This is a genomic window from Paenibacillus baekrokdamisoli (genome assembly GCF_003945345.1).
Lineage (GTDB): Bacteria > Bacillota > Bacilli > Paenibacillales > Paenibacillaceae > Paenibacillus_Z > Paenibacillus_Z baekrokdamisoli.
Genome location: NZ_AP019308.1, coordinates 6,752,984 through 6,778,746 on the forward strand (window position 1 = coordinate 6,752,984; position 25,763 = coordinate 6,778,746).

At 47.7% G+C, this 25,763-nt stretch carries 28 protein-coding genes; 26 read left to right on the top strand and 2 right to left on the bottom strand.

Translation table 11 applies throughout. The annotated features are described in order from the left end of the window. The 18 genes from EKN16_RS29700 (at position 1) to EKN16_RS29775 (ending at position 14,402) form a co-directional block, all read left to right on the top strand. Positions 1-837 (top strand): hypothetical protein, encoded by an 837-nt coding sequence (locus tag EKN16_RS29700; RefSeq protein WP_125664977.1) that lies wholly within the window; start codon positions 1-3, stop codon positions 835-837. Between the two features lie 6 nt (positions 838-843). Next, complete coding sequence (locus EKN16_RS29705; protein WP_125664979.1) at positions 844-1,134, top strand: EutN/CcmL family microcompartment protein; 291 nt, start codon at positions 844-846, stop codon at positions 1,132-1,134. After that, complete coding sequence (locus EKN16_RS29710) at positions 1,131-1,472, top strand: BMC domain-containing protein (RefSeq protein ID WP_125664981.1); 342 nt, start codon at positions 1,131-1,133, stop codon at positions 1,470-1,472. Before EKN16_RS29705 ends, EKN16_RS29710 begins: the two co-directional genes overlap by 4 nt. Positions 1,473-1,476: 4 nt before the next feature. After that, complete coding sequence (locus EKN16_RS29715) at positions 1,477-1,914, top strand: EutP/PduV family microcompartment system protein (protein WP_125664983.1); 438 nt, start codon at positions 1,477-1,479, stop codon at positions 1,912-1,914. A gap of 111 nt (positions 1,915-2,025) precedes the next feature. Next, positions 2,026-3,486: a sensor histidine kinase gene (locus tag EKN16_RS29720; RefSeq protein WP_125664985.1), complete on the top strand. Its 1,461-nt coding sequence runs from the start codon at positions 2,026-2,028 to the stop codon at positions 3,484-3,486. Then, on the top strand, positions 3,483-4,064 hold the full coding sequence (locus EKN16_RS29725) for an ANTAR domain-containing response regulator (RefSeq protein WP_125664987.1): 582 nt from the start codon (positions 3,483-3,485) through the stop codon (positions 4,062-4,064). Before EKN16_RS29720 ends, EKN16_RS29725 begins: the two co-directional genes overlap by 4 nt. Positions 4,065-4,069: 5 nt before the next feature. Continuing rightward, positions 4,070-5,572 carry an ethanolamine ammonia-lyase reactivating factor EutA gene (locus tag EKN16_RS29730; RefSeq protein ID WP_331852356.1) on the top strand — a complete coding sequence of 501 codons (1,503 nt, stop codon included), beginning with the start codon at positions 4,070-4,072 and terminating at the stop codon, positions 5,570-5,572. After that, positions 5,569-6,930 (top strand): ethanolamine ammonia-lyase subunit EutB, encoded by a 1,362-nt coding sequence (locus tag EKN16_RS29735; protein ID WP_125664988.1) that lies wholly within the window; start codon positions 5,569-5,571, stop codon positions 6,928-6,930. The genes EKN16_RS29730 and EKN16_RS29735 overlap by 4 nt, the downstream gene beginning before the upstream one ends. A gap of 21 nt (positions 6,931-6,951) precedes the next feature. Beyond that, positions 6,952-7,842 (top strand): ethanolamine ammonia-lyase subunit EutC, encoded by an 891-nt coding sequence (gene eutC, locus EKN16_RS29740; protein ID WP_375782080.1) that lies wholly within the window; start codon positions 6,952-6,954, stop codon positions 7,840-7,842. A 229-nt stretch (positions 7,843-8,071) separates the two neighbouring features. Continuing rightward, on the top strand, positions 8,072-8,806 hold the full coding sequence (locus tag EKN16_RS29745; protein ID WP_125664990.1) for an SAF domain-containing protein: 735 nt from the start codon (positions 8,072-8,074) through the stop codon (positions 8,804-8,806). Between the two features lie 5 nt (positions 8,807-8,811). After that, complete coding sequence (locus EKN16_RS29750) at positions 8,812-9,648, top strand: CpaE/TadZ family protein (protein ID WP_125666797.1); 837 nt, start codon at positions 8,812-8,814, stop codon at positions 9,646-9,648. Then, on the top strand, positions 9,648-11,045 hold the full coding sequence (locus tag EKN16_RS29755) for a CpaF/VirB11 family protein (RefSeq protein WP_125664992.1): 1,398 nt from the start codon (positions 9,648-9,650) through the stop codon (positions 11,043-11,045). Before EKN16_RS29750 ends, EKN16_RS29755 begins: the two co-directional genes overlap by 1 nt. Before the next feature lie 18 nt (positions 11,046-11,063). Then, positions 11,064-11,999 carry a type II secretion system F family protein gene (locus EKN16_RS29760; RefSeq protein ID WP_125664994.1) on the top strand — a complete coding sequence of 312 codons (936 nt, stop codon included), beginning with the start codon at positions 11,064-11,066 and terminating at the stop codon, positions 11,997-11,999. 52 nt (positions 12,000-12,051) lie between these two features. Beyond that, positions 12,052-12,981, top strand: a complete 930-nt coding sequence (locus tag EKN16_RS29765; protein ID WP_232016084.1) for a hypothetical protein — start codon at positions 12,052-12,054, stop codon at positions 12,979-12,981. Positions 12,982-13,048: 67 nt separating this feature from the next. Continuing rightward, positions 13,049-13,198 (top strand): hypothetical protein, encoded by a 150-nt coding sequence (locus tag EKN16_RS32555; RefSeq protein ID WP_164523051.1) that lies wholly within the window; start codon positions 13,049-13,051, stop codon positions 13,196-13,198. A 124-nt stretch (positions 13,199-13,322) separates the two neighbouring features. After that, the gene (locus EKN16_RS32560) at positions 13,323-13,469 is read left to right on the top strand and encodes a hypothetical protein (protein WP_164523052.1); all 147 of its coding nucleotides are present in this window, start codon (positions 13,323-13,325) and stop codon (positions 13,467-13,469) included. Further along, positions 13,466-13,891 (top strand): hypothetical protein, encoded by a 426-nt coding sequence (locus EKN16_RS29770; RefSeq protein WP_125664996.1) that lies wholly within the window; start codon positions 13,466-13,468, stop codon positions 13,889-13,891. The genes EKN16_RS32560 and EKN16_RS29770 overlap by 4 nt, the downstream gene beginning before the upstream one ends. Positions 13,892-13,916: 25 nt before the next feature. Beyond that, complete coding sequence (locus tag EKN16_RS29775; protein WP_125664998.1) at positions 13,917-14,402, top strand: hypothetical protein; 486 nt, start codon at positions 13,917-13,919, stop codon at positions 14,400-14,402. A gap of 275 nt (positions 14,403-14,677) precedes the next feature. Here the strand turns inward: EKN16_RS29775 and EKN16_RS29780 are convergent, their stop codons facing one another. Further along, complete coding sequence (locus EKN16_RS29780; RefSeq protein ID WP_125665000.1) at positions 14,678-15,433, bottom strand: YwaF family protein; 756 nt, start codon at positions 15,431-15,433, stop codon at positions 14,678-14,680. 221 nt (positions 15,434-15,654) lie between these two features. Between EKN16_RS29780 and EKN16_RS29785 the strand changes: the two genes are divergently transcribed. Both EKN16_RS29785 and EKN16_RS29790 read left to right on the top strand, forming a co-directional pair. Then, positions 15,655-15,882, top strand: coding sequence for a hypothetical protein (locus tag EKN16_RS29785; protein WP_125665002.1), 228 nt, complete (start codon positions 15,655-15,657; stop codon positions 15,880-15,882). A gap of 379 nt (positions 15,883-16,261) precedes the next feature. After that, the gene (locus EKN16_RS29790; protein WP_125665004.1) at positions 16,262-17,569 is read left to right on the top strand and encodes a M24 family metallopeptidase; all 1,308 of its coding nucleotides are present in this window, start codon (positions 16,262-16,264) and stop codon (positions 17,567-17,569) included. Here the strand turns inward: EKN16_RS29790 and aroA are convergent. Beyond that, the gene (aroA, locus tag EKN16_RS29795; RefSeq protein WP_331852357.1) at positions 17,566-19,041 is read right to left on the bottom strand and encodes a 3-phosphoshikimate 1-carboxyvinyltransferase; all 1,476 of its coding nucleotides are present in this window, start codon (positions 19,039-19,041) and stop codon (positions 17,566-17,568) included. The two genes, EKN16_RS29790 and aroA, sit on opposite strands and share 4 nt — an antisense overlap. Between aroA and EKN16_RS29800 the strand changes: the two genes are divergently transcribed. From EKN16_RS29800 to EKN16_RS29830, 6 genes are all read left to right on the top strand, one after another. Continuing rightward, positions 19,024-19,929 carry a LysR family transcriptional regulator gene (locus tag EKN16_RS29800; protein ID WP_311547361.1) on the top strand — a complete coding sequence of 302 codons (906 nt, stop codon included), beginning with the start codon at positions 19,024-19,026 and terminating at the stop codon, positions 19,927-19,929. The genes aroA and EKN16_RS29800 overlap by 18 nt on opposite strands. A gap of 183 nt (positions 19,930-20,112) precedes the next feature. Further along, positions 20,113-21,171, top strand: coding sequence for a mannonate dehydratase (gene uxuA / locus EKN16_RS29805; RefSeq protein WP_125665008.1), 1,059 nt, complete (start codon positions 20,113-20,115; stop codon positions 21,169-21,171). Positions 21,172-21,328: 157 nt separating this feature from the next. Further along, complete coding sequence (locus EKN16_RS29815; RefSeq protein ID WP_125665010.1) at positions 21,329-22,477, top strand: Gfo/Idh/MocA family protein; 1,149 nt, start codon at positions 21,329-21,331, stop codon at positions 22,475-22,477. 17 nt (positions 22,478-22,494) lie between these two features. Next, positions 22,495-23,832: a glucuronate isomerase gene (locus EKN16_RS29820; protein ID WP_221226785.1), complete on the top strand. Its 1,338-nt coding sequence runs from the start codon at positions 22,495-22,497 to the stop codon at positions 23,830-23,832. A 21-nt stretch (positions 23,833-23,853) separates the two neighbouring features. Continuing rightward, on the top strand, positions 23,854-24,651 hold the full coding sequence (locus EKN16_RS29825) for a sugar phosphate isomerase/epimerase family protein (protein ID WP_125665012.1): 798 nt from the start codon (positions 23,854-23,856) through the stop codon (positions 24,649-24,651). Next, on the top strand, positions 24,638-25,726 hold the full coding sequence (locus tag EKN16_RS29830) for a Gfo/Idh/MocA family protein (RefSeq protein WP_125665014.1): 1,089 nt from the start codon (positions 24,638-24,640) through the stop codon (positions 25,724-25,726). Before EKN16_RS29825 ends, EKN16_RS29830 begins: the two co-directional genes overlap by 14 nt. Positions 25,727-25,763 lie beyond the last annotated feature (37 nt).

Consider the following 25,763-nt stretch of genomic DNA (forward strand, 5'->3'; position numbering starts at 1 on the left):
TTGGAGATCAAAGAAATGATTGAGTCGATCGTCCGTGAGCTTGTCACAACGATGCAGGCAGAAGCGGTTAAGAAGCCTAAAGTCTTATATATTTTTTGCGATAGTACGGCTCATGAAGGATACACCGATCATTTTATTCTGCTGCGGAATCATGGGATTCAATACGATATCCTGTTCCTGGACGGTATAACCTCAGCGTGGCTCGGGATGAAGAAAATCGAGTCGGGCGGCCCTGGCAAATCTATTGCTGTAGATGAATTCGCACCAGCTCCTATAGAGGTGCCTATGGACTATGACGGTATTGTCATTCCGGAGATCGATCTAGATAATGCAGGACGCGCGGCACTAGGCATGAAAGGGACAGTGAAATCGGAGATCATCTTCTCGGCGCTGGTCCTGAACAAATTCGTCTTAGTGGGCGATGATAGCCCAGGGTTAAAAAGGGCGGACCGACGTACTTTGAGAACGCTGGAGCTTCCAAAGCCGTTTCAGAAGCTCTTTGATTATTACAAGCAAGAAATGCAAATGTATGGTGTTGAGTTCGCTCCTGCGAAAAGCTTGGCTGAATGGGTCGTTCGAAAATGCGCGGATACCGCAGTAAAGTCAACGGAACCTACTGCTGACTCTTCTGCCAGTCCAATCGACCAGAAACAGAAACTAGATGAAGCAGATGTAAAGTTCGAAGGAGGGCTCGTTTCTGCAGAGTGGGTGAATCAACAAATGAAGAGCAAACGCTTTTCCAAATTGATCCTCTCCAAGGGAACGATTCTGTCGCCGCTGGCCAAAGATATGCTGAAGGAAAAAGGCGTTGACGTCCAATTTGCGGATGAAAGGTGAGGCCTTATGTTGTTTGGAAAAGTAATCGGCAGCGTCTGGGCGACTCAAAAAGAAGAGGGGATGGACAATTTGAAGCTGATGGTTGTCCAGCCCATCGACTTTAAAGGACGGGAGGCTGGACAGCCGGTCATCGCCGTAGATCGCATTGGAGCCGGTGTTGGTGAACGAGTGATTGTATCTAGGGGGAGCCCGGCACGTACGCTGTTTAGCGGAAGAAATGTACCGATTGATGCGATGATTGTCGGCATTGTTGACAGCTTTGACGTCGAAGATGATAGCGGGTTGGAGGAAGAATGACCATGGAGAAGCAAAGGGTAATCCAGGAATACGTACCAGGCAAACAGCTTACACTTGCACATGTTATTGCCAATCCAGATCCGATTCTTTACACAAAGCTTGGCATCGAGGAAGCCAGCGCCATTGGTATATTAACGTTAACCCCAACGGAGACGGCCATAATTGCCGCGGATATCGCGACGAAGGCGGCTCATGTGGGAATTGGTTATTTGGACCGTTTTACAGGTTCGCTTGTCATCGTCGGAGAAGTTTCGGCAGTGTGCATGGCGCTTGAGGCGGTTACGGTGTTCCTTGAGGAAAAGCTTCAATTCTCCACTGCACCACTAACAAGGTCTTGAAGCTATGAAAAAGATAATGATAATCGGCGCCATTGGTGCGGGGAAATCAACTTTGATCAAGCGATTGTTCGGTGAAAATGAGCCAGCAGCCAAAACGCAATCACTTATATACAGGGATTGGTTAATTGATACGCCAGGTGAATACAGTGAAAATCCGATGTTCTACCGATCATTAATGGCGACATCCCATGAAGCGGCAGCGCTGGTGCTCCTCCATGATGCAACGAGGGAGAGAAATTACTTCCCTCCTGATTTTTCCGGAGGGTTTCCAATCCCTGCACTTGGCGTTATAACCAAGCTCGACCATCCGCAAGCTGATACCGATCGGGCGGTCAGGCTGCTTCGGCAATCTCTTCGGAAGGGAGATATTTATTTTACCTCCTCGGAATCTTTACAAGGGATCGATGAACTGCGAAGTAAGCTGCAATCTTATGTTTTATAGGATAAGGTACGAACCCATTTTTAAAGACTATCGTAAATACCTTCGTTTATGTGACAATGGGATCAAAAAGGATCAAAACTATTCTATCCATGTGCAGGCGAGGCGATATTTATGATAGTGGTCGAAGAAATGAGCTTCCAGAACACGACATTAACGAAGCAAGAAGCGGAAAGCATCATGGGTTTGGCAGGGCAGCTTCAATGGATAGCGGATGTATCCCAATCCGATATGTTTATTGATTGCCCACTCGATGACGAGAGCTCCGCACTGGTGATCGCTCAAGCCCACCCTTCCACTGCCGTTTCTTTATATAAAACATCGGTTGTTGGTCAATATGCCTATGTGCAGAATGAGCCTGCTGTTATGTTTTGTCTGCTTTCCGGCAAGCCTGTGATCGGTTCCCGCGGTACTTCGCAAGAAGGAATCGCAATGCAGCAAAATGTAATTCCCATTCATTCCAAACAAGGTAAAGTAATTGGTGCACTCATCATGGAGAAGGATATTTCCGAGAAATTGGAGCAGGAGAAAAATGTTGAACGACTGATTGAGACGACCGAGCAATTAAGTGAAACGCTGCTAAGTCTGGCTCTATCTGAAGGCGGCATGCAATCGCTCATGCAAGAAGGCATCGTGTTATTCGATGAGAATGAATGGATCACATACACCAACCCTCAGGCCCGAAAGTTACTAATGGAGATCGGATACTCGGACATGATTGAAGGCAGTTCATTAGGCGACTTGTTTTACGGAAAGCTGAACCGAGCTAGTCTGCTGAATCAAGCTGGTGTATTTCATGAGGAGTTTCAGATTGGGAACGTCACCTTTGAGTTGAAGGCTCTATCGATCTATCGGGATCAAATGACAGTAGGCGGATTTATGCTTATTCGTGATTTATCCGAGCTGAAGGAAAAGGAAAAGCAGTTGATTATTAAATCGGCAGTTATTAAAGAAATTCACCATCGTGTGAAAAACAACCTGCAAACCGTGTCCGGCCTGCTGCGGCTCCAAATGCGAAGGACACAGCATGAGGAAGTGCAGAACGTATACCGCGACAGTATCAATAGGATTAATAGTATTGCCATCATTCATGAAATGCTCGCTTTTGAGGGGATCGAGATGATTCCATTTAAAGAAGTAGCAGAACGAATCGCTAAGAACATTATTTCATCCTCGGTCAAACCGGATCAGTCCATACGTGCCTGGCTGAGCGGCGACGAACTGATTTTACCCTCTGAGCAAGCAACTACATTGGCTCTGGTCATTAACGAGCTGGTGCAAAATTGTGTCATTCATGCTTTTCAGGATCGTAATGAAGGAGAGATCGAAATCTCCCTCCAAGTTACCGAAGATTCTGCAAGGCTCCGCGTCTCAGATAATGGCTGCGGCATAAACAATAAAGTACAGCCTGATGGCGCTAATACAAAAGGACATATCGGTTTGAAAATATCGGAGACTCTGGTTCAAGAAAATCTCGCCGGACAGATGAGTCTTACTTCAGATAAGCAAGGAACAAAGGTGGAAATCCTATTTCCGCTTCCCACTAAGGTGTCCGATCAGGAGGATGGTCTGTGAAAAACACAATCGTCGTTGTCGATGATGATCCCATAATTCGTATGGACATCCGGGAAATGCTGGAAGAGGAAGCGTACACTGTCGTAGGCGAAGCGAAAAACGGACAGGAAGCGATAGAGCTTGTTGCCAAGCTGAAGCCGGATCTTGTCATCATGGATGTCAAGATGCCTGTGATGAATGGAATCAAAGCTTCGCAAATTATTCGTAAGATGCAGGATACAGCTGTACTTCTGCTGACGGCTTACAGTCAGAAGGAATTGGTTCAGGATGCCCGTCAGGCGGGGGTTACTGCTTATCTAGTCAAACCTGTTTCAGAGGCTGATTTAATCCCGGCCGTTGAAATTGCGCTCAGTCAGAAGGCAAAAATGGATGAGCTCAAAAAAGATATTGAGCAGCTTAAGCAAACCCTGGAGGAACGCAAGCTGATTGAGCGAGCTAAAGGCATGATCATGAAGGCATTCGATCTGGACGAAGATGAAGCCTACCAAAAGCTGAGGAAACTGAGCATGACAGAACGTGTGTCATTGCCCCAGCTTGCAGTTAGACTGTTGGAAGAAGGTCTGGGTGCTATTACATAAAAGCTATGAAATGGGTGAACCGCATGGAAGAGCAATGGATTACCAGTGTGGGGATCGATATTGGAACGAGCACGACCAAAATGATTGTAAGTCGATTAAAACTTATTCGTACTTCAAGTGCTGTCTCCATTCCGAGGTATGAGATTGTTGAGCGCGAGCTTGTCTACGCAAGTCCGATTTACAGCACGCCTTTGTTAAGTGATGACGAGATAGACGCGGAGAGAATCTGGGACATCTTGCTGCGGGAGTACGAACTTGCCGCAATTAGTCCTTCCTCGCTAAAGTCGGGCGCAGTCATTATTACCGGTGAGACAGCTATTAAGCGAAATGCGCGTCACATTCTCCATTTGCTTGCAGAGCGCTCCGGCGATTTCGTTGTGGCAACGGCAGGTGCAGATCTTGAGGGTTTACTGGCTGGCAAAGGCGCCGGGGCAGAAAATCGCTCAAGGGAAGCTCGAGGAGCTGTCGCCAACATCGATGTGGGCGGTGGGACAGCCAATGCTGCGGTATTCCTTCGGGGAAGACCCGTAGGGACGGTCACGTTTCATGTGGGCGGTAGGCTTATTCAGGTTGATAGCAACGGTATTATTGCAGCGATATCACCTTCTATAAGGCCATGGCTTGACGCTTGCGGATTTCGAATAAGGGTTGGGCAGCAGGTCAGTTTTACTTTACTCAAAGAAATTTGCGCCGAGATGTGCCGTGATATGTTGGACTTTATGACGGGATTCAAGCATCCGCGAAATGATAAAGCTTTGTCCGAGCTCATTCTCGGAGACTACGGCCTTGCAGTCCCGCCTATTGAGGAGTGGATGATCTCCGGAGGGGTAGGACTTTTAATGGAGAAGGCAGCTCCCGCCAATATGGCTGAAATGGCCGTTCATGGCGATATCGGTCCACTCCTTGCTCATTCGTTGAAGGAGACTTTGGCTCGTTATCCGATCAAGCTTACCCAGCCGGATCAGACTGTGCGAGCAACTGTGATTGGCGCAGGGATGCAGAGCACGGAAATAAGCGGGGCTACCGTCCACTTAGATGCTTCGGAACTGCCAATCCGTAATCTTCCTGTCTATAAGCTGCCAATAACAAACGCGACACTTGAGCACGCAGCAGTGCTTGTCGAAGCGCTTCATGAAGCCATGAAGACCTGTGCCGCACTTTATGGACAGGAATCCTCTCCGCCGTTCGCGCTGGCACTTACTGGTTCCTTGCAGCCCACTTATAAATCAGTGCAAGAGTTAGCTGTGAAGCTTGCAGAAAGCTACCGAATTTATTTTCCGACTAGCGGAGTATTGGTCATCATTTGTGAGAATGACATGGCACTGGCGCTCGGACAATCGCTGCAAAAGCAAGTAGGCAATAGCTTAAAGCTGATTTGCATCGATCAAATTAAAGTCGAGCATGGTGATTATATTGATTTGGGAGAGCCGATCTCAGGAACCATGATTCCCGTTGTGATCAAAACACTAGCTTTTAACGACAAAACCGGAGGAGCGATACAAGCTTGAAGCTGAAAACGACATTGTTCGGGACCACATTTCAATTCCGTGATTTGAAAGAAGTTATGGCGAAAGCAAACGAAGAAAAATCGGGCGATCAGCTGGCGGGTATCGCCGCCGAAGATGCCAAAGAAAGAATGGCCGCTAAGCTGGTGCTCTCCGATATCACGCTGGCGGATATCCGCAATCATCCGCTGCTTCCACCTGAAATCGATGAAGTTTCCAGAGTAATCGACGAGGCAGTAAGCGAGAAGATGTTTGCCGAAGTTAGAAACTGGACCGTTGCAGAGCTTAGGGAATTCCTGCTCCAACAGGACACAGACAGCAGCCGGATCCGCAGGGTTTCTCGCGGTTTAACGAGTGAAATGATTGCTGCTGCAGCTAAATTAATGAGCAATTTGGATTTGGTGCAGGCTGCTTCCAAGATGGAAGTGATCACAACCTGCAATACCTCGATGGGCCAAAGGGGTGTCCTTGCTGGACGCGCACAGCCGAATCATCCAACGGACAGTATTCAAGGGATGAAGGCGTCTTTATTTGAAGCATTAAGCTATGGGATTGGGGATGCCGTTCTTGGTATTAATCCCGTGATCGATTCCGCAGACAGCGTCAAAAATTTGCTGAACGCAACCAAAGAAGTGATGGCCAAGTGGAATATCCCAACGCAGAACTGCGTGCTCGCGCATGTCAAAACGCAAATGCGAGCCATCCGTAATGGTGCGCCAGCGGATATGATGTTCCAAAGTCTTGCCGGCTCTGAGGCAGGTAATAAAGCATTTGGCATTAGCTTGGGGCTGTTGGATGAAGCACATGAGCTTATTCACAAAGAGGGTACCGGTACAGGTCCGAACCTATGGTATTTTGAAACGGGGCAAGGCTCTGAGCTATCCAGCGAAGCACACTTTGGCATTGATCAGCTCACGCTCGAATCGCGCTGTTATGCGCTAGCTAGAAAGTATCAACCTTTTATGGTAAATACGGTAGTCGGCTTTATTGGTCCAGAGTACTTGTATGATAGCAGGCAGGTTATCCGCGCGGGCCTTGAAGATCATTTCATGGGTAAGCTGCATGGCTTGCCGATGGGTGTAGATGTCTGTTACACGAACCATATGAAAGCCGACCAGAATGATATGGATAATTTATCCGTACTGCTTACGGCTGCAGGTGTAAACTTTATTATTGGCGTGGCGATGGCGGATGATTGCATGCTGAACTATCAGTCGACAAGCTACCATGATATTGCTACCTTGCGAGAGACAATGGGCCGAAGGCCTGCTCCGGAATTTGAACAATGGCTTGTCAAAATGGGGATTATGGAGAATGGTAAATTGACTCCGCTCGCCGGTGACCCTAGCTTATTTATGTAGGATGCAATGGGAGGTTAAAGCATGAATCTGAACGTTTCTGTGGAACAGCTAGTTGATCGAGTGATGGCTGAATTGAATAAAAGGATCTCGTCAACCGCTGTGGATAGCCCAGCTAGCCCAGCTCTTGCTGCAGATCCGTCTCCCCCTAAAGAGGACATCGTCATAGAGGATATCGGCTTTGAAACGCCTTCCTCCAAAGTACCCTTTCCCAAGTGGGAAGAAGGGATGCAGGAGCTTCTCGCAAGTACTCCTGCCCGTATCGGCGTATGGCGTGCAGGAACACGCCCCTTAACGAAGGAAATGCTCAAATTCAGATGCGACCACGCAGCAGCTGTAGATTCGATCTACGGTGAAGTTAGTCCATTACTGCTGGATGAATTCGGCATGTTTACCGTAGAGACCCGTTATGAGAACATAGAAAATTATTTGAAACGTCCGGATATGGGCCGCATCATTACGGAAGATGGCATGCGTGCAATCCAATTAAACTGTAAAGCCAAGCCGCAGGTACAAATCGTCGTTTCTGATGGGCTAAGTGCAAATGCAGTAGATGCCAACCTGCGCGATGTGTATCCTTCTCTGCTTGATTCACTCAGTGCCAATGGACTAACGGTGGGCACAACCTTTTTCGTTCGCGGTGGGCGGGTTGCTGTTATGGATCCTATCGGTGAATTGCTTCAGCCGGAGGTGCTTGTGCTGTTAATCGGTGAACGACCAGGTCTTCTTTCTTCGAAGTCGTTAAGTGCCTACATGTGCTATCGTCCGCGAAAAGGCACCGTTGAAAGTGAGAGAACCGTTATATCTAACATTCATCAAAGAGGCACGCCTCCGGTTGAAGCGGGTGCGCATATCGGCAGTATATTGAAAAAAATGCTTGAACAGAAAACGAGCGGTGTGAATTTAGACATCTGATGAATTGTAAATTATACGGGTCGGAAGTTTTGGGAAATAGAAGCTTCGATTGGATGATATTTGGCAAATTAACATTTTTGTATAGACAGTACAAAAGTTGTCTGCTATTATGATGTCATCATATAGAACAGTTTAATAGCGACGAGCTATGCGAAGAACGCATGCTGGGCATAATGCCCCGGCTGCGTTCTTTTTTTGTTGTCGTAAGGGCTGTAGAAAGGACAAAGTGATGAACAGAAAGCGGAATCTGTTTGTAAGTTTGGCAGCTGCGTTATTATCTGGACTTCTCGTTTACGGAGTCTATATGCTGCAGCTAAGACAGGTCAAGTTTCAGGAAACGGTTTCGGTAGTGGTACCTAAGCAATTCGTACAGGCCGGAGAGCGATTGACCACGGATATGCTGACGGTAAAGCAAATATCGAAGGCATCTTATGTATCCGATATGATCTTTTCTGTGGAGGAAGCAAACGGAATGGAAGCAGTGGTGCCGCTCGGGTCCGATGAACCGCTGCTGAAATGGAAGATGGATCGGTTTAGGCTGCTTCCAAGTCGCACCCAGTCTACTTTTCAAATCCCAAGGGATTATGTGTTGTCAGTTTCTAACGGTATTCGCGCAGGAGACAAAGTGATCGTATATCTTTCGGGAGAACTAGCCGCATCTACACGGCTATTCGCAGAAACGGTTACCGTTGCTTCTGTGAAATCATCCGGTAATGTCGAAATAGACGATACAACGAATCCGAATCTAATGTCCCTTGCAAATGGTGATAAAGAGAAAATGTACGCTTCAAGGCGAGATGCGAATGGCATGATCGATTATATTAATTTGAATTTATCAGAAGCCCAGTGGCTTCAGCTCGATTCGTTATGCAAGTCTGGAAAAAGCAAAGTCGTTATCGCTTACTCCTCTGAATCCTTAGACATACAAACAGGTGTTAATGATGATGCAAGGGTGGTGAAGTGAGCACTATGAAGGCACCGCTTATTGCATTTATCGGAACGACACCTAATATCGGGACGACGGTCGCGGCTATCGCTGCTGCCTGCCGGATGGCGCAAGAAGGTGCTCTCTCTGTTGGCTACCTATGCTTGAATTTGAAGAGCTCCAAGCTTCATCGTTATGTAGGGGTGGATTCCCCTTCGATAACACTTGATTCGCTTAGACCGGAGCTTCGAACAAACTCTTTATATTCGGATAAGCTGCTTCGCTCGATGCATCAAGCACGCGGCAATAACAATTGTCACCTTTTATTCGGGAATATCATGCGTGATCAGGCTGAGTTTTTTACGGTAGAGGAGATGGATCACCTGCTCGATGTCGCGCAGCAATCATTTGATGTCGTGATTGCAGATGTTAGCGCCTATTGGGATAACGCTGCAACCTTATGCACCCTGCGACGAGCAAACTCTCGAATCCTTGTGACAACAAGTGCGCTGTCTCATTTTCAAGAGGATGCTCAGCGTTGGATTAAGCAGCTTTCACCCGTATTCGGTATTGCCAGTGACGATTATGAAGCGGTTATTGTACATCCACCATGGAGAAATGGAGGTTTTCATGTGAAAGAGATTTGCAAAGAGCTTGGTGTACCCTTTATCGGTGAATGGAGATTGTCTGAGGATCTGCTTTCCCAGCTGGATAGCGGGATGTTAGATGAGTGGCTGGTACAGAACGAACAAGGGAAGCGGCTCATGGCAGAGCCTGCGAAACAAATCATTCGAAAACACGGACTTCATCGGCAAGTGCAAATTGCGATACAGCCTTGGTATAAGAAGCTACTGACGCATCGTGGAGAAGTGGGGTCCTAATGGGGGGTCAAGAGAGGTTTTCACCAGCAGCTTATTCAACCAAGCTGTGGGCGGAAGAAGCAGGGCAGCCTGACCAGCTTGATGAGAGTGAAAGGGAAGCAGAGGTTCTGCGGGATTTTGGACGGCTTGCAGAGGATATTCGCACCTATCTAGTGCTGCCGCGCGGAGACACGGAAGAGGAGAAAAGGCAATACAACGAGAGTCTGAATCGCGCTGTGCTTGGTTATGCAGAGGAGCGGGAGCAGTTATTGGCTGTTATTGCGGATCGTCTCCTTCGTCAGCGTATCCATGAGCTGCCGGATTATAAGCATCCCTACGCATCGCTCGCTGAAGCATTATTCGCAGAAGTAATTGGACTGAATGTGCTGGAGCTTGTGCTGCAGCATAGAGAAGGGCTTGAAGAAATACAGGTTGTAGGAACGCGGATATTTGAAGTGCGGGATGGCTGTAGTCGGCCCTCGGAGTATTCCTTTGAATCCTTACGTGAAGTGGAACGGATTCAACAGAATCTAGTGCTCTACAACAATGACCGCATTAATCCACGGAAGAAATGGGCAGAGGTTATGCTCCGTGATGGAACTCGGGTGACGATGACGGGGTTTGGGTTTACGGCACAGCCGACATTGACTCTGCGTTTCTATACGGTTCGGCGGTTCCATCTCCATGCGCTTAGTGAACCGGAGTATGGAACAATGAGTGAGCGGCTTAGGGAGATGCTGCTTGCTGTACTGCAAGCGAGGTTCAATATAGTCGTTATCGGACCGACGAATTCAGGTAAGACGCACCTGATCAAGGCGCTAATCGGTGAACTGCCAGACGAGGAACGGATCGTAACGATAGAGAGCCGACATGAGTTGATGCTTTGTCGTGACTTCCCTAATAAGAACATTATTGAATATGAGACCGATGAAGAAGACCCGCTCCATCGATCTGTGCAGGCATTCAAGCTCGCTCTTCGACAATCACCCCAGAGAATTATCCATGCCGAAATTCGTGACGAGGATGCCAATATCTATGTGCGTGCTTGCACGCGGGGTCACTCCGGCAGTATGACGACGCTGCATGCGAATACACTTGAGGATGTGCCTGAAGCGATATCGGATATGTGTATGCTGGATGGCCGTGGGATGAATCCGGTGAGGCTGACCAAGAGAATCGCAGAACAGGTGACACAGATTGGAATTGAAATGCGATCTGATGCAGGCAGGAGACGAGTGGTTAGGCTAGCGGAGATCGGCTGGTCTGGAGGTGAGGTTACAGTGGTGGATTGGGCTGTTTATGACGTAAAGACGGAGGAGTGGATTTACCCTTCAGAGCCATCTAAAGCTGCCGCTGTCAAATTAAACCTCGCAGGTATCGATCTAACTAGCTGTTCGTTAAGTGGCACTTTGATGTGAGAAAAGGGGGGACGAATCGTGGTGAAGCTTGCGTTAGTCGCTGTTGGCATCACGTTATTCATTACGTTGTTCATTGCCTTCAGGCAGCTCCTACAGATTGGGATAGTCAGACAGCAGTATGTCAGCCGACTTCATTCCTGGCAGAATGACCGTTTGCAGCATCGATTCACCAGGTTCCTCATGCGGTTTGATCGATTGTACCGGCATTTATCCGAGCTGCTCGAAGCGCTGCGTGTGCCCTTTGGTCCAGGTGTTATTGTTAGTTCAAGCTTATTGTTATTCCTTTCAGGTATATCACTAGGTGCATTATTATTTCAGAGTGTAAAAGGGACACTATTGCTTGGTGGAGTACTCGGAGCACTTCCCTATACGCTGCTAAGAGTAGTGCTGGTACAAGGTCAAATGAGGACGCGTATTGATTTTTTGCCAGCTGTTGAGCTGTTCTATCAATGCTGCTTAGTTAGCGGAGGGAAGCAAATACGAACAGCTCTTCAGAGAACGGTTGAAGAGAAGCGCCTGCTCGGCCCGATGCAGGCTGTATTCGAACAGCTGTATCGTAATATTTCCGTTCGTGCTGATGATGAGGCAAGCTTACGAATATTTTCGGCATCGCTCGGACATGTATGGGCAGATTATTTTGTCAATATTGTTCGCGCTGGCTTGGCTGAGGGGCATCCGATTGCAGCTAATTTGAAGGACTTGATTACCGATATGCGTAAATCTCGCAGAGCGAATCAACAGGAGCGTAACAAGCTGCTTGAAATTAGACTAGCTAACTTCTCGCCGATACTCTTTCTCGCGCTTTTTGTAGGCATCAATTTTCACTATAACCCTCAGAATTCTTATTTGTATTATATTATCGACCCAGGTGGTCGTGATTTACTGCTTAATGCCGTTGTACTGATCTTTTGTTCCTTTGTGATGGGGTTATGGCTGTCTCGTAAGAAGATGTAAATGTAATTGAAGGCATGATTGAGGAATCAGTAATTACATTCTTAATAAGTGTGTGAAGCCGCAGGCGGCACATCTGAAAGCGAGTGGGAATATGACGCAGTCGGTTGGGGTTGTTGTAATGTGGGCAGCTCTTGTGGGTCAGTATGTACTAGGTTTCTTGTTTGTTGGTTCTCTACTGCGCATGCTGTCTGTGAAACGACCGCGGTTTGCTCATCTAGCCGCCTTCCGTTGGCAGCATAAGCATGTGCCGGATAAATGGCTGAGCTTTGTTCGAATTAGCCGAATAGATCCGGGCTTTAAGGAACGTGAGCGTCTGCTAGCTGGTTGTGGGTATATCGGCGATGCAGCCATTTATGTGCTTGCTAGACGACTATTTTTAGCTGGAGTTCCGCTCTGGGTCATTCTTATTTACAGTCTATCTCAGCTGCCGCTCCGTTTGTTTCCCAGCTATGCACCACCACTACTGCTTGCAGTAGTCATACTGCTGCTGCTGTGGGATCAGCCTTGGCTGGAGGCTTTCCGTAGAACTCGTTCAGAGCGGATGACCAAAGAAATTTTCATCGTTAGTAATCAACTGCTTTATTTAGCGGGTTCTTCTCTTCATGTTCATACGAAGCTTATGCGCTGTTTACCTTTTACCCGAACCATGCGCAGTGATTTTCAAATGCTGCTGGGTGAATGGTATCACGATGCAGAAGGTGCACTGCGGCGCTTCAAGCTTCGGCTCGGTACGGAAGAAGGGCTTAGTTTTGTGGAAACGATCGATTCGCTTCGACTGCATGAGAGCGAGCATTACTATGATCTTCTTCGAGAGAGAATTAATGATTACAAAGAGAAGCTGGAGCTGGCTAAGGATAGCCGTAAAGAATCAACCTCTTATGTGTTATTCGTGCTTGCGGGTATTCCGATTCTGTATACGTTCCAAATCTTCATTTACCCTTGGGTGCGAGAAGGACAGAAGCTGTTCAGTTCTTTGAATTGATTTTGAATTGATTTTGGATGGAGGACTAGAAGGATAGCGCCTATAAATATTTGGAGGAGGTGAGAGAATGCGAAATATCTTAATTACTGTCATGATGCTGGTTGTGGTTGTAGTGTTGTTTAATGCCATCATCTCAAAGGATACAACAGGAACAAAAGCACAGATCGAAACACAGGGTAATTCTGCAAACACGAAAATCAGTATATTGACTCCATAGCTTGTAAGAAGGATATTGGTAAGCTTCACTAATAAACGGCGTTTGCTTCCAGGTGAGTCTCTAGCTCGCAATAAGAATAGGTACATGTAAGTTCAACTAATAACTCTTTAAAAGGTGGGAGCGGATGCGGGCTTTGTTAATGTCATTACTGCTTATCATTATGGTCGTACTTATCTACACGAATGTGACCGGTGGTGAGCAAGGAACGAAGGCGCAGCTTAAGCAATCTGGCCAGCATATGAGTGATAACATCCGGAGGATGAGCCCGTGAAGAGTATTCTCGTCTTTATTTTGTTTGCGGCGATGATGTGCTGGTTCATGTTCTCTCCAATCTATAAGCATGTGCTTATCGTTCGACAGGCGGTTCTTCAGCAGGAGGTGGATTATTTGCTGGAGGTCGGAGCCAATGGTGATCATGGTTATATCGATAGCGCCATGATCGAGCAGTCCAAATTAAGACTGGCCCAAATTGGTCTACAGCCGGGGTCCATTAACTATGAGGTACAGGCTGCGAATGGGATGAGTGCCATTAGCTCTGTTGTGCCACTCCCTCGGGGAGTTGGCCTGTCACTTACGGTTAGTTATCCCGTTGATGGCTTGTATGCAATCGACCAATTAATCGGGATTGCGCCTCCTCCACCTAATGCTCGCCTTCGGGCAACGGGAATGAAAATGAGTGAATACGTTCCTTAAAGAGTCGGAAAGAGGGGGGGAGGCCGTGTATAAGCTGGTTCTGATCTTGTTAATGATGGTGATCTGGATGTTTATGCATGCGCTGCAGACGGATGAGGAAATGGCGGTTACCGCTTTGTTCCAAGGAAAGCATGCGGTTAACCGTGCAGCTCATGCTGCTGCGCAGCAGGTAGATCGAACTGCATTGGCAGATGGCAGATTTCATATTAATGAAACTGCGGCCTTCTTAGAAGCTAATCGATATTTGCAAGCCAATCTTCAGCTTGATGAGAACGGGAAACAGCTGCCAGGTGCCTATTTGCGGGAGAAGGTGGAGGTTCTCGTCTTTGAAGTTATCAATGATGACCGTTCTTTCCCGTTTACATACCGCAATAGCGTTTATGATTACGAAGTGACCTTGAAGCGACCTGGCGTTATTGTAATCGCGCATGTCATATATCCACGTGTCTTTACCGTGATTGATCCTATTGAATGGATGATTAAAGGAACAGCTGAGCTCGTAGTAAGTTGACGAGCATGCTGTTCTTTTGTTGTTATGGGAGCATAGGTGCTAAAGCTAGGAGCGGAGCTAACCAAGATACAAGGTTTATAGTAGCCATGCTTCCACTCTTCTTCAACCTTGAATGTCGGGATATAATTGTAGGAGAAATGTGTTCTCTGCCGAATATTAAATAGCTTAATATATATATTCTCAAATAATAAAGATCCGCATGCTGCGTAACAAGAAAGCCGCAATATTGTAGAAGTCGTGCTAGTCTTGCCTTTATTTCATTTATGTTACAACCGTCACGAATGATCCACGTCGGGCTCTGCCACGTTCTTATTCGCCACAGTCTTGGCTGCGAACAACGGTGAAAAAGGAAGATACAACAGGAGGAACATTATAAGCGCGACGGCCTCCAGCGAAAGAATATAGAACGGATATGGTCCAAGCAAGTCCAGCAGCGAGGCTGTATCGGGCTTGCGTGCAAGGAACATGTAATTACCACCGGTAACCGTATTAATGTACACCACCGGAACAGCGATCGCATTCAGCCATGCAAAGGCAGTGAAGGCGGAACGGAACGTCGGTTTGAATCCTTCCACCCAGACCATATAGAGCACACTTATAATAATAACTCCGTGAGCGATGAAAAATTCAAGAAAGCGGTAATGGGGGAATCCAAACCCAAGCACTGGAGTGGCTAGTGCCTGAAGGGCGCCGCCCAGTCCTGTAAAATAAACGATTCGAAATAAAAAGCGGCTGCGGAATAATAGCATGAATACGGAGAGATATAAAGAAATGCTGCACAGCTCTAAAGGAAGTGTTGTCGCTGAGTGGAATACGCCCTGCTGGATATACCAAAGGTTCAGTGAAAGCTCACACAATACGAGTACAGCAGCAAGACCGTAACGCATGGCTTTACTGCCTGTAGTTCTAAATGATTTTCGAAACAGGTAGAGTAAAACCATTAGCAGGAGAAGGAATACTAAAACACCTATATGTGCCTCAGAATAGGCAATAAATGGTTTTGCATGACGTGCATCAAACCAGCCTGACATAGAAAGCCCCCCTGAGATCTATTATTTGTGAGTTTAACATACTTTCCCATAGGTCTACATCTTCAAGTAATGGTATCATTTCGGGCTAGTCAATTTTATCAAAGGAATGAAGCCGCTGCTCCATTCCTGAAGCCACCAAAATATAATAGAATAAGGAGATTACTACACAATATTATTACAAACAATTACTGTAAAAAGAGTATAAGAAGAGGGGGATAGCGATGTCGAAAATAAAGGTTTGGCAAAAAGAATTGTTGTGCCATGTATGCGGAGGAAGCGATTGGTCTCATACAATGGTAAGAATTGAAGTGGGCAATATACGTATTGGCGAAGAAGTAAGAGGACAATCCCGATATCTCTTTAGTTGTAATTATTGTGGACTCGAACAACTATTTGGTAAGATTTACGATTGGGACATAGAAGAGCAAAATATTGAAATAATTGATTAGTATATTAGATTTGACCACATGTGAGTAATACTCCATGTGGTTTTTTTCAATAGATCCGAAATTCTAAAGTTACTTCTCCTACGCAGCTTAAAAGCTCAAGAACCTATTCCTGGTACCTATTCCTGGTATACTGCTTTTTGGAGAGATGATTCTTAGTTTTGATCTAGATTTGATTCAATATGTTCTCGACATGGAAAAAGTTAACCTAAAACCACTTTTCTCGTTCCGGAGTCTTACTAATATTCTCTTTATATTGGGCATGATTGACCCTATTGAATGGATGATTAAAGGAACAGCTGAGCTCGTAGTAAGTTGACGAGCATGCTGTTCTTTTGTTGTAATGGGAGCATAGATGCTAAAGCTAGGAGCGAAGCTAACCATGATACAAAGTTTATTGCAGCCAGATGAAATAAAGGCAAGAGTAGAACGACTTCAGAAATTCATGCTTCAGGAAGATATTGCGGCTTTTCTTGTAACGCAGCATGTGGATCTTTATTATTTGACAGGTTCCATGCAGGCAGGATTTGCATTTGTTCCTGCTGTAGGTGACTCGACCTTTTACGTTCGTCGCAGCCTGGCACGTGCAAGGCAGGAATCTTGTTTAAAGGTAGAGCCGATGCCATCGCTTCGTGTGTTCCGATCTCAGCTTGAGAAGGATTATCCGGGTTTATTTGCTTCGGAGACTCCAATACGAATCGCTACAGAGATGGATGTGCTGCCGGCACAGACCTATTGGAAGCTGGCAGAGGTCATCGCAGACAATGGCCATGAAAACAACAACATCACTACCAACAGCAGTACCATTAATAACATCAAGACTAGTGGCACTATTGCTGGTAACACCAGCTCCCCTGCAAGCTGCTCACTAGTAGATGGTTCCTCCCTTATTCGCCGTGTGCGAATGATCAAATCCGCATGGGAGATCGGACGAATTGAAGCGGCTGCCGCTGTAGTAGCAGAAGCACTTGAAGCCGCAGCGCACGTCCTGAAGGAAGGCATCACGGAGCTTGAGCTCATGGCCCGTATTGAATATGAGATTCGAATTCGAGGCCATATCGGAGTGATGCGAACACGCAGCTATAATATGGAAGTTCTCACGGGTATGTTAGGATCGGGTGAAGCGGCTGCTATACCAAGTGCATTCGATGGGCCAGCTGGTGGCCGTGGACTTGGTCCGGCGGCACCGCAGAGCGTCAGCCGAAAGCCCATTCTTAGAGGAGAACCGATCCTTATCGATATTGGCTGCTGTATCGATGGCTATGTCATTGATCAGACACGCACAGCAGTCATCGGTAGTTTACCGGATGATCTTGCTTCTGCTTATGCCTATACCGAAGCCATCATTCGGGAGTCCGAGCAACTTATGCGTCCTGGTACAGCATGCGACGCATTATATGCAGCAGCACTGAAGCATGTGGACAAGGTTGGTTTAGCAGAGCATTTTATGGGATTCGGTACGGATCAGGTTAAATTTCTTGGTCATGGTATTGGATTGGAGGTAGATGAGTGGCCTGTACTAGCGAGAAGCTTCAAGGATCCCCTTGAACCTGGAATGGTTCTGGCTATAGAGCCCAAATTCACCTTCCCAGGTAGGGGAGTCGTCGGCATAGAGAATACTTATCTTATTACAGATAAGGGATTTCGAGCACTTACTCAATCGCCTGAAGGACTCATTATCATCCCTTAAAGCCAACTAACTTTCAAGCCAAGCGCTTCCATTCTTTCATAATAATCCGGGCAGGTTTTCGATACGCAGCCGGGGTTGGCGATGCGAATATGGGGAACCTTCACTCCAATAAGAGAAAGTGCCATTGCCATACGATGATCATCATGGGGATCGAGGAGAGCAGACTGAGGAATGCCCGGGTAGACGGTCAAACCGTCAGGATGCTCTTCTACTTGAATACCCATCTTAATCAGCTCCGTACAGATCGCGCTTATTCGGTCGCACTCATGATGACGAATATGAGCGGCATCCGTAAAGGTAATCGGACCATCAGCAAAGATAGCTAACACAGCCATCGTCAATGTTTGATCAGACCACCGTTTCATGCTAAGTGTAAAACCGCCCTTCAATTGATTAGTCCCCGTTACCTCGACGTAATTCTCTCCATGCACCATAGAGCAGCCCATTTTCTCCAGAACATGGACCATCTCCATATCGGGCTGAAGTGTCCGCAGTGAGATCCCTTCCACGCGTATTCGGCCATTCGTCAGCGCGGCAAGTGCCCAGAAATAGCAGCAGGTCGAAACGTCAGGCTCTAATACGATAGCGGCTGATGGCGCTTGATACCCATTAGGCAGTATCGTAATCACCTGTCCTTCGTCTTCTACATTCGAATCAGCGCCGAACTTTCGCATCATTTCAAGGGTCATCTCCACATATTCCCGCTGCACAATTGGACCATCAATACTAAGCCTCAGAGTTTGCTCTGCATAAGGAGCAGCCATCAATAAGCCGCTAATAAACTGACTGGAAATGGATCCGGCTAATACCGGCTCACCGCCTTGTAACCCTTTTGCCTCAAGCGTATAGGGCAATTGACCTTCAATCCTCTCGTAAGTGAACACACCTCCCATTGCAGCAAGCTGATAAAGTAAGGGGGCCAAAGGCCGTTCACTCATTCGATGACTTCCGGTCATCCTCCACAAGCCTTGCCCAGCAGCGAGTAATCCAGGTAAGAATCGAGCGACAGTGCCAGCGGCCCCGACATATAACTCACCTGTTCGATTAGGCCACTCTCCGTTAATGCCTTCAACGGTAGCGCTCTCCCCTTGAATCTCAACATGAACACCCAGCTGTTTCAGAATGTTGATACACCAGTAAGAGTCATCACCTTTCAAGAGTCCTTCTATCTGCGTTGTGCCTTTCGCCATGGCAGCGAGGAGAAGCGCCCGATTCGTTAAGCTTTTGCTCCCTGGAATGGTTATGCTGGCATTCACAGCGGTTGTTGGCGGAGAGAGTATTACTTCTTGCTTATCCTTATAGCTGGACCATGGTGAACGTGCTTCGAGATCTGCTTCCACAATCGATTTTTTTGTCATTTCTTTCATCCTCTCTGGTTGAATGACTCCTGCAGCTTGATTATAATAAGAATCATGGAATAGATGAAATTCGAATAAACATACATAGACATAGAGGTGTTCTATATCATTCAAAATCTAGAGTGGTACCGTATCTTCCACCAAACAGCGAAGAGTAAGAATCTAACTAAAGCTGCTGAGGAGCTGTATATCACGCAGCCATCCGTAAGCTACGCCATTAAACAATTGGAAAATGCCCTCGCCATGAAGCTATTTTATCGGCTATCTAAAGGGGTAGAGCTCACGGAAGAAGGAAGGGTCTTGTTCGATTACGTCGATCAATCGCTCACTCTCTTAGGAGCGGGTGAGGCTAAAATGCAAGCATTGAAGCGGCTGGATGGCGGGGAGATTCGTATCGGTGCCAGTGACTCTTTAATCAAGCACCTGCTGATTCCACAATTGGATGCGTTTCATGCCCAGTATCCTGAAGTTCGTATCCAATTATCCCATGGCAAAACCCCGGATATTGTTCAGCGACTTCGCGATGGTCAGATTGACTGCGGCATTGTTCATTTACCTATCGTCACGGATCCACAATTGGAGGTCAAATCAATGATGACGATCCAAGATACCTTTCTAGTAGGACAAGCATTCGAGGAACTAGCCCGTCATCCGCGGTCGGCAGAAGCAATAGCAGCCACACCGCTTCTTTTGCTATCCGCAGGAAGCAGCACTCGTCGTTTTGTCGAGCAGTGGTTCGCCGCTCAGTCGCTGACGGTGGAGGCAGATATTGAGCTGGGTAGTGTGGATTTGCTTGTCGAGTTTGCGAGACTTGGATATGGTGCAGCTTTTATGACGCGTTCGTTTGCAGCAGAGGAAATTGAAGCAGGCACCTTGCTTGAGGTTCAGACCCTTGTGCCTATTCCTTCAAGAAGCATTGGTATCGTCATGCGCCGTGAACGGATGCTATCGCTTGCGGCCACGAGATTTGTTGAAATGCTAACTTCTTCGATGGCAAACTAGGATTCATCGACAGTTTCCATTTCCTTTTGACTCCAGCACGGTATTTCTCCTATTCATTTGACTGTAGTTAAGTGAAACCTCGATCCATGCTCCAAGCTTAATTTCCTATGCTACAATGACCTTGAACATAAAGTTGAAAACGATTCCGAGGAAGCCTACTACAATTAAATAGAGGTGCAGCTGATGAAAATGTCATTTCGGTGGTTTGGATCCAGTGATCCGGTAACGCTCCAGAAAATCCGCCAAATTCCTGGTGTAACGGGCATTGTGACTGCTTTGTACGATGTGCCGGTTGGGGAGGCTTGGACTCAAGCGTCGATTGCGGAGTTAAAGCAAACGGTTGAGGCCAGCGGCTTGGAGCTGGCTGTTATCGAGAGTGTTCCTGTTCACGAAGATATCAAGCTAGGAAGGCCGTCACGCGACCGTTTGATTGATAATTACAGTCAAACGATCAGAAGTCTCGGTGAAGCTGGAGTACCAGTCATCTGCTATAATTTCATGCCGGTATTCGATTGGACGCGCTCCGAGCTCGCTTATCCGCTTCCGGATGGTTCAACGACCTTAACCTTTGAGGATGAGACCATTAGAAGAATGGACCCGGTTAAAGGCGATCTTTCTCTTCCAGGCTGGGACGAGAGCTACACGAAGGATAGCATGCAGCAGCTGATAGATGCTTATAAGGATGTAACTGAAGAGGTTCTGTGGAGTAATCTAGCCTACTTCCTCGAGAGAATTATTCCTGTCGCGGAGGAAGCGGGTGTTTGCATGGCTATTCATCCGGATGATCCGCCTTGGTCCATATTCGGGCTGCCGCGTATCGTAGGAAATCTTAATCAGCTCCGCCGACTTACTGAGCATGTGGACAGTCCAGCTAATGGAATTACGTTCTGCTCGGGCTCTCTTGGCGCGGATGAGAATAATGATCTTCTGGCTATCATTCAGCATTTCGGCTCACGGCAAAAGCTGCATTTTGCACATACACGCAACATTTTACGAACGGGCCCAAGGTCTTTTCAAGAATCTTCTCATCTCTCTTCAGACGGCTCCATCGATATGGTGCGGGTGCTTGAGGCACTTTGGGAGAATGGCTTCAATGGCCCGCTTCGCCCGGATCATGGCCGAATGATATGGGGCGAGCAAGGCCGACCGGGGTATGGACTCTATGACAGGGCGCTTGGTGCAACCTATCTGAATGGAATCTGGGAAGCCATCTCCAAAACGAAGGTAAATAGACATGATTAAATTATCTGTGTTTCCCTTGGAAGCAGGTATTAAGCGACTTATGCGCTGTTGGCTATGAAGGCTGGTTCGGCGTCGAGGATTTCAGCAATACCTATGATACGAAGACGATGCTTCACACATACGCCAAACAAATGAAATCTTGGATGGAGGAGATACAATGAGCAAGGTTCGCTATGGCATTATTGGAATTGGCAATATGGGGTCGGGTCACGCCAGAATTTTAACAGATGGTTCGATAAAAGGAGCCGTTTTAACAGCGGTATGTGACGGGTTCGAGAAGCAGCGCCAATGGGCAAGAGAAAATTTGAAGGATGTAGCAGTGTTTGAGGATTCCGCTTCCATGATTGATTCAGGGCTAGTCGATGCTGTCATTGTTGCAACTCCACATTATGATCACCCCGTTGAAGCGATCCAGGCTTTTGACAAAGGGATGCATGTATTGATTGAGAAGCCTGCCGGCGTCTATGCCAAGCAGGTAAGGGAAATGAACGAGGCAGCAGCAGCCAGCAGCAAGAAATTCGGAATCGTATATAACCAGCGAATGAATCCGCTCTACCAGAAGCTGCGTGATCTCATCGTATCTGGGGAGCTTGGAGAGATCCGTCGTACGAACTGGATCATTACCAATTGGTACCGATCCCAGGCTTATTATGATTCGGGGTCATGGCGTGCAACCTGGGGCGGCGAAGGCGGTGGAGTGCTCATTAACCAATGTCCGCATAATTTGGATTTGTGGCAATGGACGATTGGCATGATGCCGAAGCGAATCCGTGCGTTCTGTCAGTTCGGGAAGCATCGTGATATAGAGGTCGAGAACGATGTAACCGCTTATGTAGAATATGAGAATGGTGCAACTGGCGTATTTATAACGGCAACCTCAGAGGCGCCAGGTACGAATCGTTTTGAGGTATCAGGTGATCGCGGCAAAATCGTCATCGAAGAGGGTCGTATGACGTTCTGGCGGCTGCGTGAGTCCGAAACGGCATTTAATGAGCGGAACAAGGAGTTATTTGGCGCACCGGAATGCTGGAAAATCGACATTCCAAGTGATGGACCAAGTCCAGAGCATGCAGGCATCCTACAAAATTTCACCGATTCTGTTCGGAACAATACACCGCTTGTCGCACCGGGAGAAGAAGGAATTAAGGGCTTGACGATTTCCAATGCGATGCATTTATCCACTTGGCTTGATGGATGGGTTGATCTGCCGTTTGACGAAGCTCTGCATGAAGCTGAGCTGAACAAACGGATTGCCAAATCAGCTTATCAGAGGCAGGAAGCTAGTGCTGGCTCGAAGACGGTCTAGGAGGAGGATTAAGGGAAATGAATGTACATCAGGCACATGTGAATGAGCAGATTACCACGTTCTCTGAGCTCGAAAAGGTCATTCGCCAAGTAACGACGGAAACTCGTGTCATCGATATGCACACGCATTTATATGCTGAGGCGTTTAATGAGCATCTCCTTTGGGGTATTGATGAGCTGCTCCAGTACCATTATCTGACTGCGGAGTTTTTCCGTCATACAGATATGACCTATGACGAATATTGGATGCTGGACAATGCAAGCCGAGCCGAAGCCGTTTGGCAGACACTGTTCGTTGATCGATCACCCCTTAGTGAAGCGGCGTCGGGGGTTATTACAGCCTTGAATCGTCTCGGACTTTCACCGACCCAATATGGCCGCGATCTGAATGCATATCGCGCCGCACTTGCCGCAAAGTCAACCTCTCAGCAGATAGATGACGTGCTGGAGGTGGCCAAGATCGAGCGGATCGTGATGACCAACGATCCATTCGATGCGAAGGAACGCGAGGTCTGGCAAGCAAGCAGAGGGAAGAGCGACGCGCGTTTTGACGCAGCACTGCGGATCGACAAGCTGCTGCTCGATTGGCCGGCCGCTGCGCAGGATCTGCGTGTGCAAGGTTACTTGGTAGAGGATGATGCTTCTGCCCCATCGACGCTGCAAGAGGTAAGACGTTTCTTAAAGGATTGGGCTCTGCGTATGGATGCGCTGTACCTCATGGTTTCACTGCCAGGTGATGCTGGATACGAGCACAACAAGGCAGCAAGCGTCACCAGCAGCAGCTTAACGATTCTCCTTGATGGCGCCGTTGTTCCTGTTTGCCTCGAGCTTGGTCTGCCGCTTGCACTTATGATAGGTGTTCGCCGTCAGGTGAATCCTCTGCTGCGGCTTGCCGGAGATATGAGCATGCGCTCCGACCTAAGCTTGCTTGAAGGAATCGCCAAGCGATATACGAATCTGGAGCTGCTCATTACGGTCTTGGCACGAGAGAACCAGCATGAGCTTACGGTGCTCTCCCGCAAATTCCGCAACATCACCTTGTTCGGCTGCTGGTGGTTCCTCCATACCGAATCGATGATCCGCGAGCTGACGGCATTTCGTGTCGAGCTGCTCGGAACAAGCTTCATCCCTCAGCACTCGGACTGCCGGGTACTTGAGCAGCTTATCAATAAATGGGATCACTCCCGCGGTATCATCGCAGATATCCTCATCTCCAAGTATAATCGTCTCCTGAAGGACGGATGGGGCATTACGGAAGAAGAAATCCGCCGTGATGTTGAAGCTTATTTCGGCGGTAACTTCCAGCGTGTGCTGGATAAAGCCAAGCAGAACCGCCAATTGATACAAGGAACATAAACTTAAGGGGATGTGATTGGATTGAGACGTAATCAAATAGCTGCGCAGCTATACACCTTAAGAGACTTTGCCCATACTGCGGAAGAGCTGGATGCCGCGTTGAAGAAAGTGAGAGCAATCGGTTACGACGCTGTTCAAGTGTCGGGTATCGGTCCGATTCCATATGCAGAAGTGAAAGAGATATGCGGCGCTCACCAGTTAAAGATCTGCGCAACGCATATTTCATTTGACCGATTAGTGAATGAGCTGGATAGCGTGATTGAACAGCACCTCGCCTGGAATTGCCGCTATGTCGGACTTGGCGGCTTACCAGTGGAATATCGCACTGGCAAAGCAGGCTACACGGCAATGGGTAAGCTGCTAACCGAGATCGGCAGCAAGCTGACAGAAGCTGGTTTGCAGCTCATTTATCACAATCATAAATTCGAATTCGAGAAGTTTGAAGGCAAGACGGGTATGGATTGGCTGCTCGAATCGTCCGATCCGGAGCATGTAGGGTTTGAATTGGACACGTATTGGGTGCAAGCGGGTGGAGCCGACCCGGTAGAATGGATTCGGAAAGTCGAAGGACGCATGAAGGTCATTCATCTCAAGGACATGGCTATTGTCAATGACAATCAAGTTTTTTCCGAAATCGGAGCAGGGAACATGAATTTTCCAGCCATTATAGAAGCGTGCCGCGACACAGGCGTACAGTGGTATGTTGTCGAGCAAGATGAATGTGCAGGTGATCCGTTCGAAAGCCTAGCCATCAGCTATCGCTATTTGAGCAAAATGGCCAATGATCGGGAGGAGAGCGAAGCGAATGTCATCCACTAATCGAAATGATGGTATGAATTATGCACCGATATCTATTACGAAGCCAGAGCCAGTAGTCGGTCCCGGTGAATTCGTATTCGCCGCTATGGCGCTTGATCACGGCCATATTTATGGACAGACGAATGGACTGCTTGAAGCGGGCGGCACGCTCAAATGGGTCTATGATCCGGATTATGCAAAGGTTGAGCAGTTTGTTGAGACGTACCCGCAGGTGCAGGTCGCCACATCTCCTGAACAGATTCTAGAAGACAATGAAGTTAAGCTGGTTGCTGCAGCGGCAATTCCGTCTGAGCGAGCAGCGCTGGGCATGAGGGTTATGGATCATGGTAAGGATTATTTTACAGACAAAGCACCGTTCACGACACTGGAGCAGCTTGATGCAGCAAGGGAAAAAGCAGCCAAAACCGGCCGCAAATATATGGTTTATTACAGTGAACGGCTGCATGTGGAGAGTGCCATCTATGCAGGGCAGCTTATCCATGAAGGTGCAATTGGCCGTGTCCTGCAGGTCATAGGTACAGGTCCGCACCGGCTGAATAAAGCATCACGTCCCGATTGGTTTTTTCGCAAAGCGCAGTATGGCGGTATTCTATGCGATATTGGGAGCCACCAGATCGAGCAGTTTCTCTACTACTCCGGCTGCAAAGACGCGAAAGTCGCTCACAGTAAGGTAGCAAATTACAGTAACCCAGACTATCCAGAGCTTGAGGATTTCGGGGACGCGACGCTGATTGGCGATAACGGAGCAACAAACTATTTTCGCGTAGACTGGTTTACACCTTCTGGTCTCGGGAGTTGGGGAGATGGCCGGACGGTTATATTGGGAACCGATGGCTATATCGAGCTTCGCAAATATATCGATATCGCGCGCGATAAGCAGGGTGATCATGTATACCTAGTTAATAGAGACGGGGAGCAGCATTTTGCGGTAAACGGTCAAGTCGGTTTCCCATTCTTCGGGCAGCTAATCCTTGATTGCATCCACCGAACGGAGAATGCAATGACGCAGGAGCATGCCTTTAAAGCGGCCGAACTATGTCTCATCGCCCAGAATATGGCCATTCGCGTGGAATAAGGCTCGAACAATGAGAAAATGCGGGGAGTGAGAGGGC

Excerpts from the sequence above, each read along its gene's own strand:
- EKN16_RS29705 (WP_125664979.1), top strand. The coding sequence starts at position 844 with ATGTTGTTTGGAAAAGTAATCGGCAGCGTCTGGGCGACTCAAAAAGAA.
- EKN16_RS29710 (WP_125664981.1), top strand. The coding sequence starts at position 1,131 with ATGACCATGGAGAAGCAAAGGGTAATCCAGGAATACGTACCAGGCAAA.
- EKN16_RS29715 (WP_125664983.1), top strand. The coding sequence starts at position 1,477 with ATGAAAAAGATAATGATAATCGGCGCCATTGGTGCGGGGAAATCAACT.
- EKN16_RS29720 (WP_125664985.1), top strand. The coding sequence starts at position 2,026 with ATGATAGTGGTCGAAGAAATGAGCTTCCAGAACACGACATTAACGAAG.
- EKN16_RS29730 (WP_331852356.1), top strand. The coding sequence starts at position 4,070 with ATGAAATGGGTGAACCGCATGGAAGAGCAATGGATTACCAGTGTGGGG.
- eutC (WP_375782080.1), top strand. The coding sequence starts at position 6,952 with ATGAATCTGAACGTTTCTGTGGAACAGCTAGTTGATCGAGTGATGGCT.
- EKN16_RS29745 (WP_125664990.1), top strand. The coding sequence starts at position 8,072 with ATGAACAGAAAGCGGAATCTGTTTGTAAGTTTGGCAGCTGCGTTATTA.
- EKN16_RS29750 (WP_125666797.1), top strand. The coding sequence starts at position 8,812 with ATGAAGGCACCGCTTATTGCATTTATCGGAACGACACCTAATATCGGG.
- EKN16_RS29755 (WP_125664992.1), top strand. The coding sequence starts at position 9,648 with ATGGGGGGTCAAGAGAGGTTTTCACCAGCAGCTTATTCAACCAAGCTG.
- EKN16_RS32555 (WP_164523051.1), top strand. The coding sequence starts at position 13,049 with ATGCGAAATATCTTAATTACTGTCATGATGCTGGTTGTGGTTGTAGTG.
- EKN16_RS32560 (WP_164523052.1), top strand. The coding sequence starts at position 13,323 with ATGCGGGCTTTGTTAATGTCATTACTGCTTATCATTATGGTCGTACTT.
- EKN16_RS29780 (WP_125665000.1), bottom strand. The coding sequence starts at position 15,433 with ATGTCAGGCTGGTTTGATGCACGTCATGCAAAACCATTTATTGCCTAT.
- EKN16_RS29785 (WP_125665002.1), top strand. The coding sequence starts at position 15,655 with ATGTCGAAAATAAAGGTTTGGCAAAAAGAATTGTTGTGCCATGTATGC.
- EKN16_RS29790 (WP_125665004.1), top strand. The coding sequence starts at position 16,262 with ATGATACAAAGTTTATTGCAGCCAGATGAAATAAAGGCAAGAGTAGAA.
- uxuA (WP_125665008.1), top strand. The coding sequence starts at position 20,113 with ATGAAAATGTCATTTCGGTGGTTTGGATCCAGTGATCCGGTAACGCTC.
- EKN16_RS29815 (WP_125665010.1), top strand. The coding sequence starts at position 21,329 with ATGAGCAAGGTTCGCTATGGCATTATTGGAATTGGCAATATGGGGTCG.
- EKN16_RS29820 (WP_221226785.1), top strand. The coding sequence starts at position 22,495 with ATGAATGTACATCAGGCACATGTGAATGAGCAGATTACCACGTTCTCT.
- EKN16_RS29830 (WP_125665014.1), top strand. The coding sequence starts at position 24,638 with ATGTCATCCACTAATCGAAATGATGGTATGAATTATGCACCGATATCT.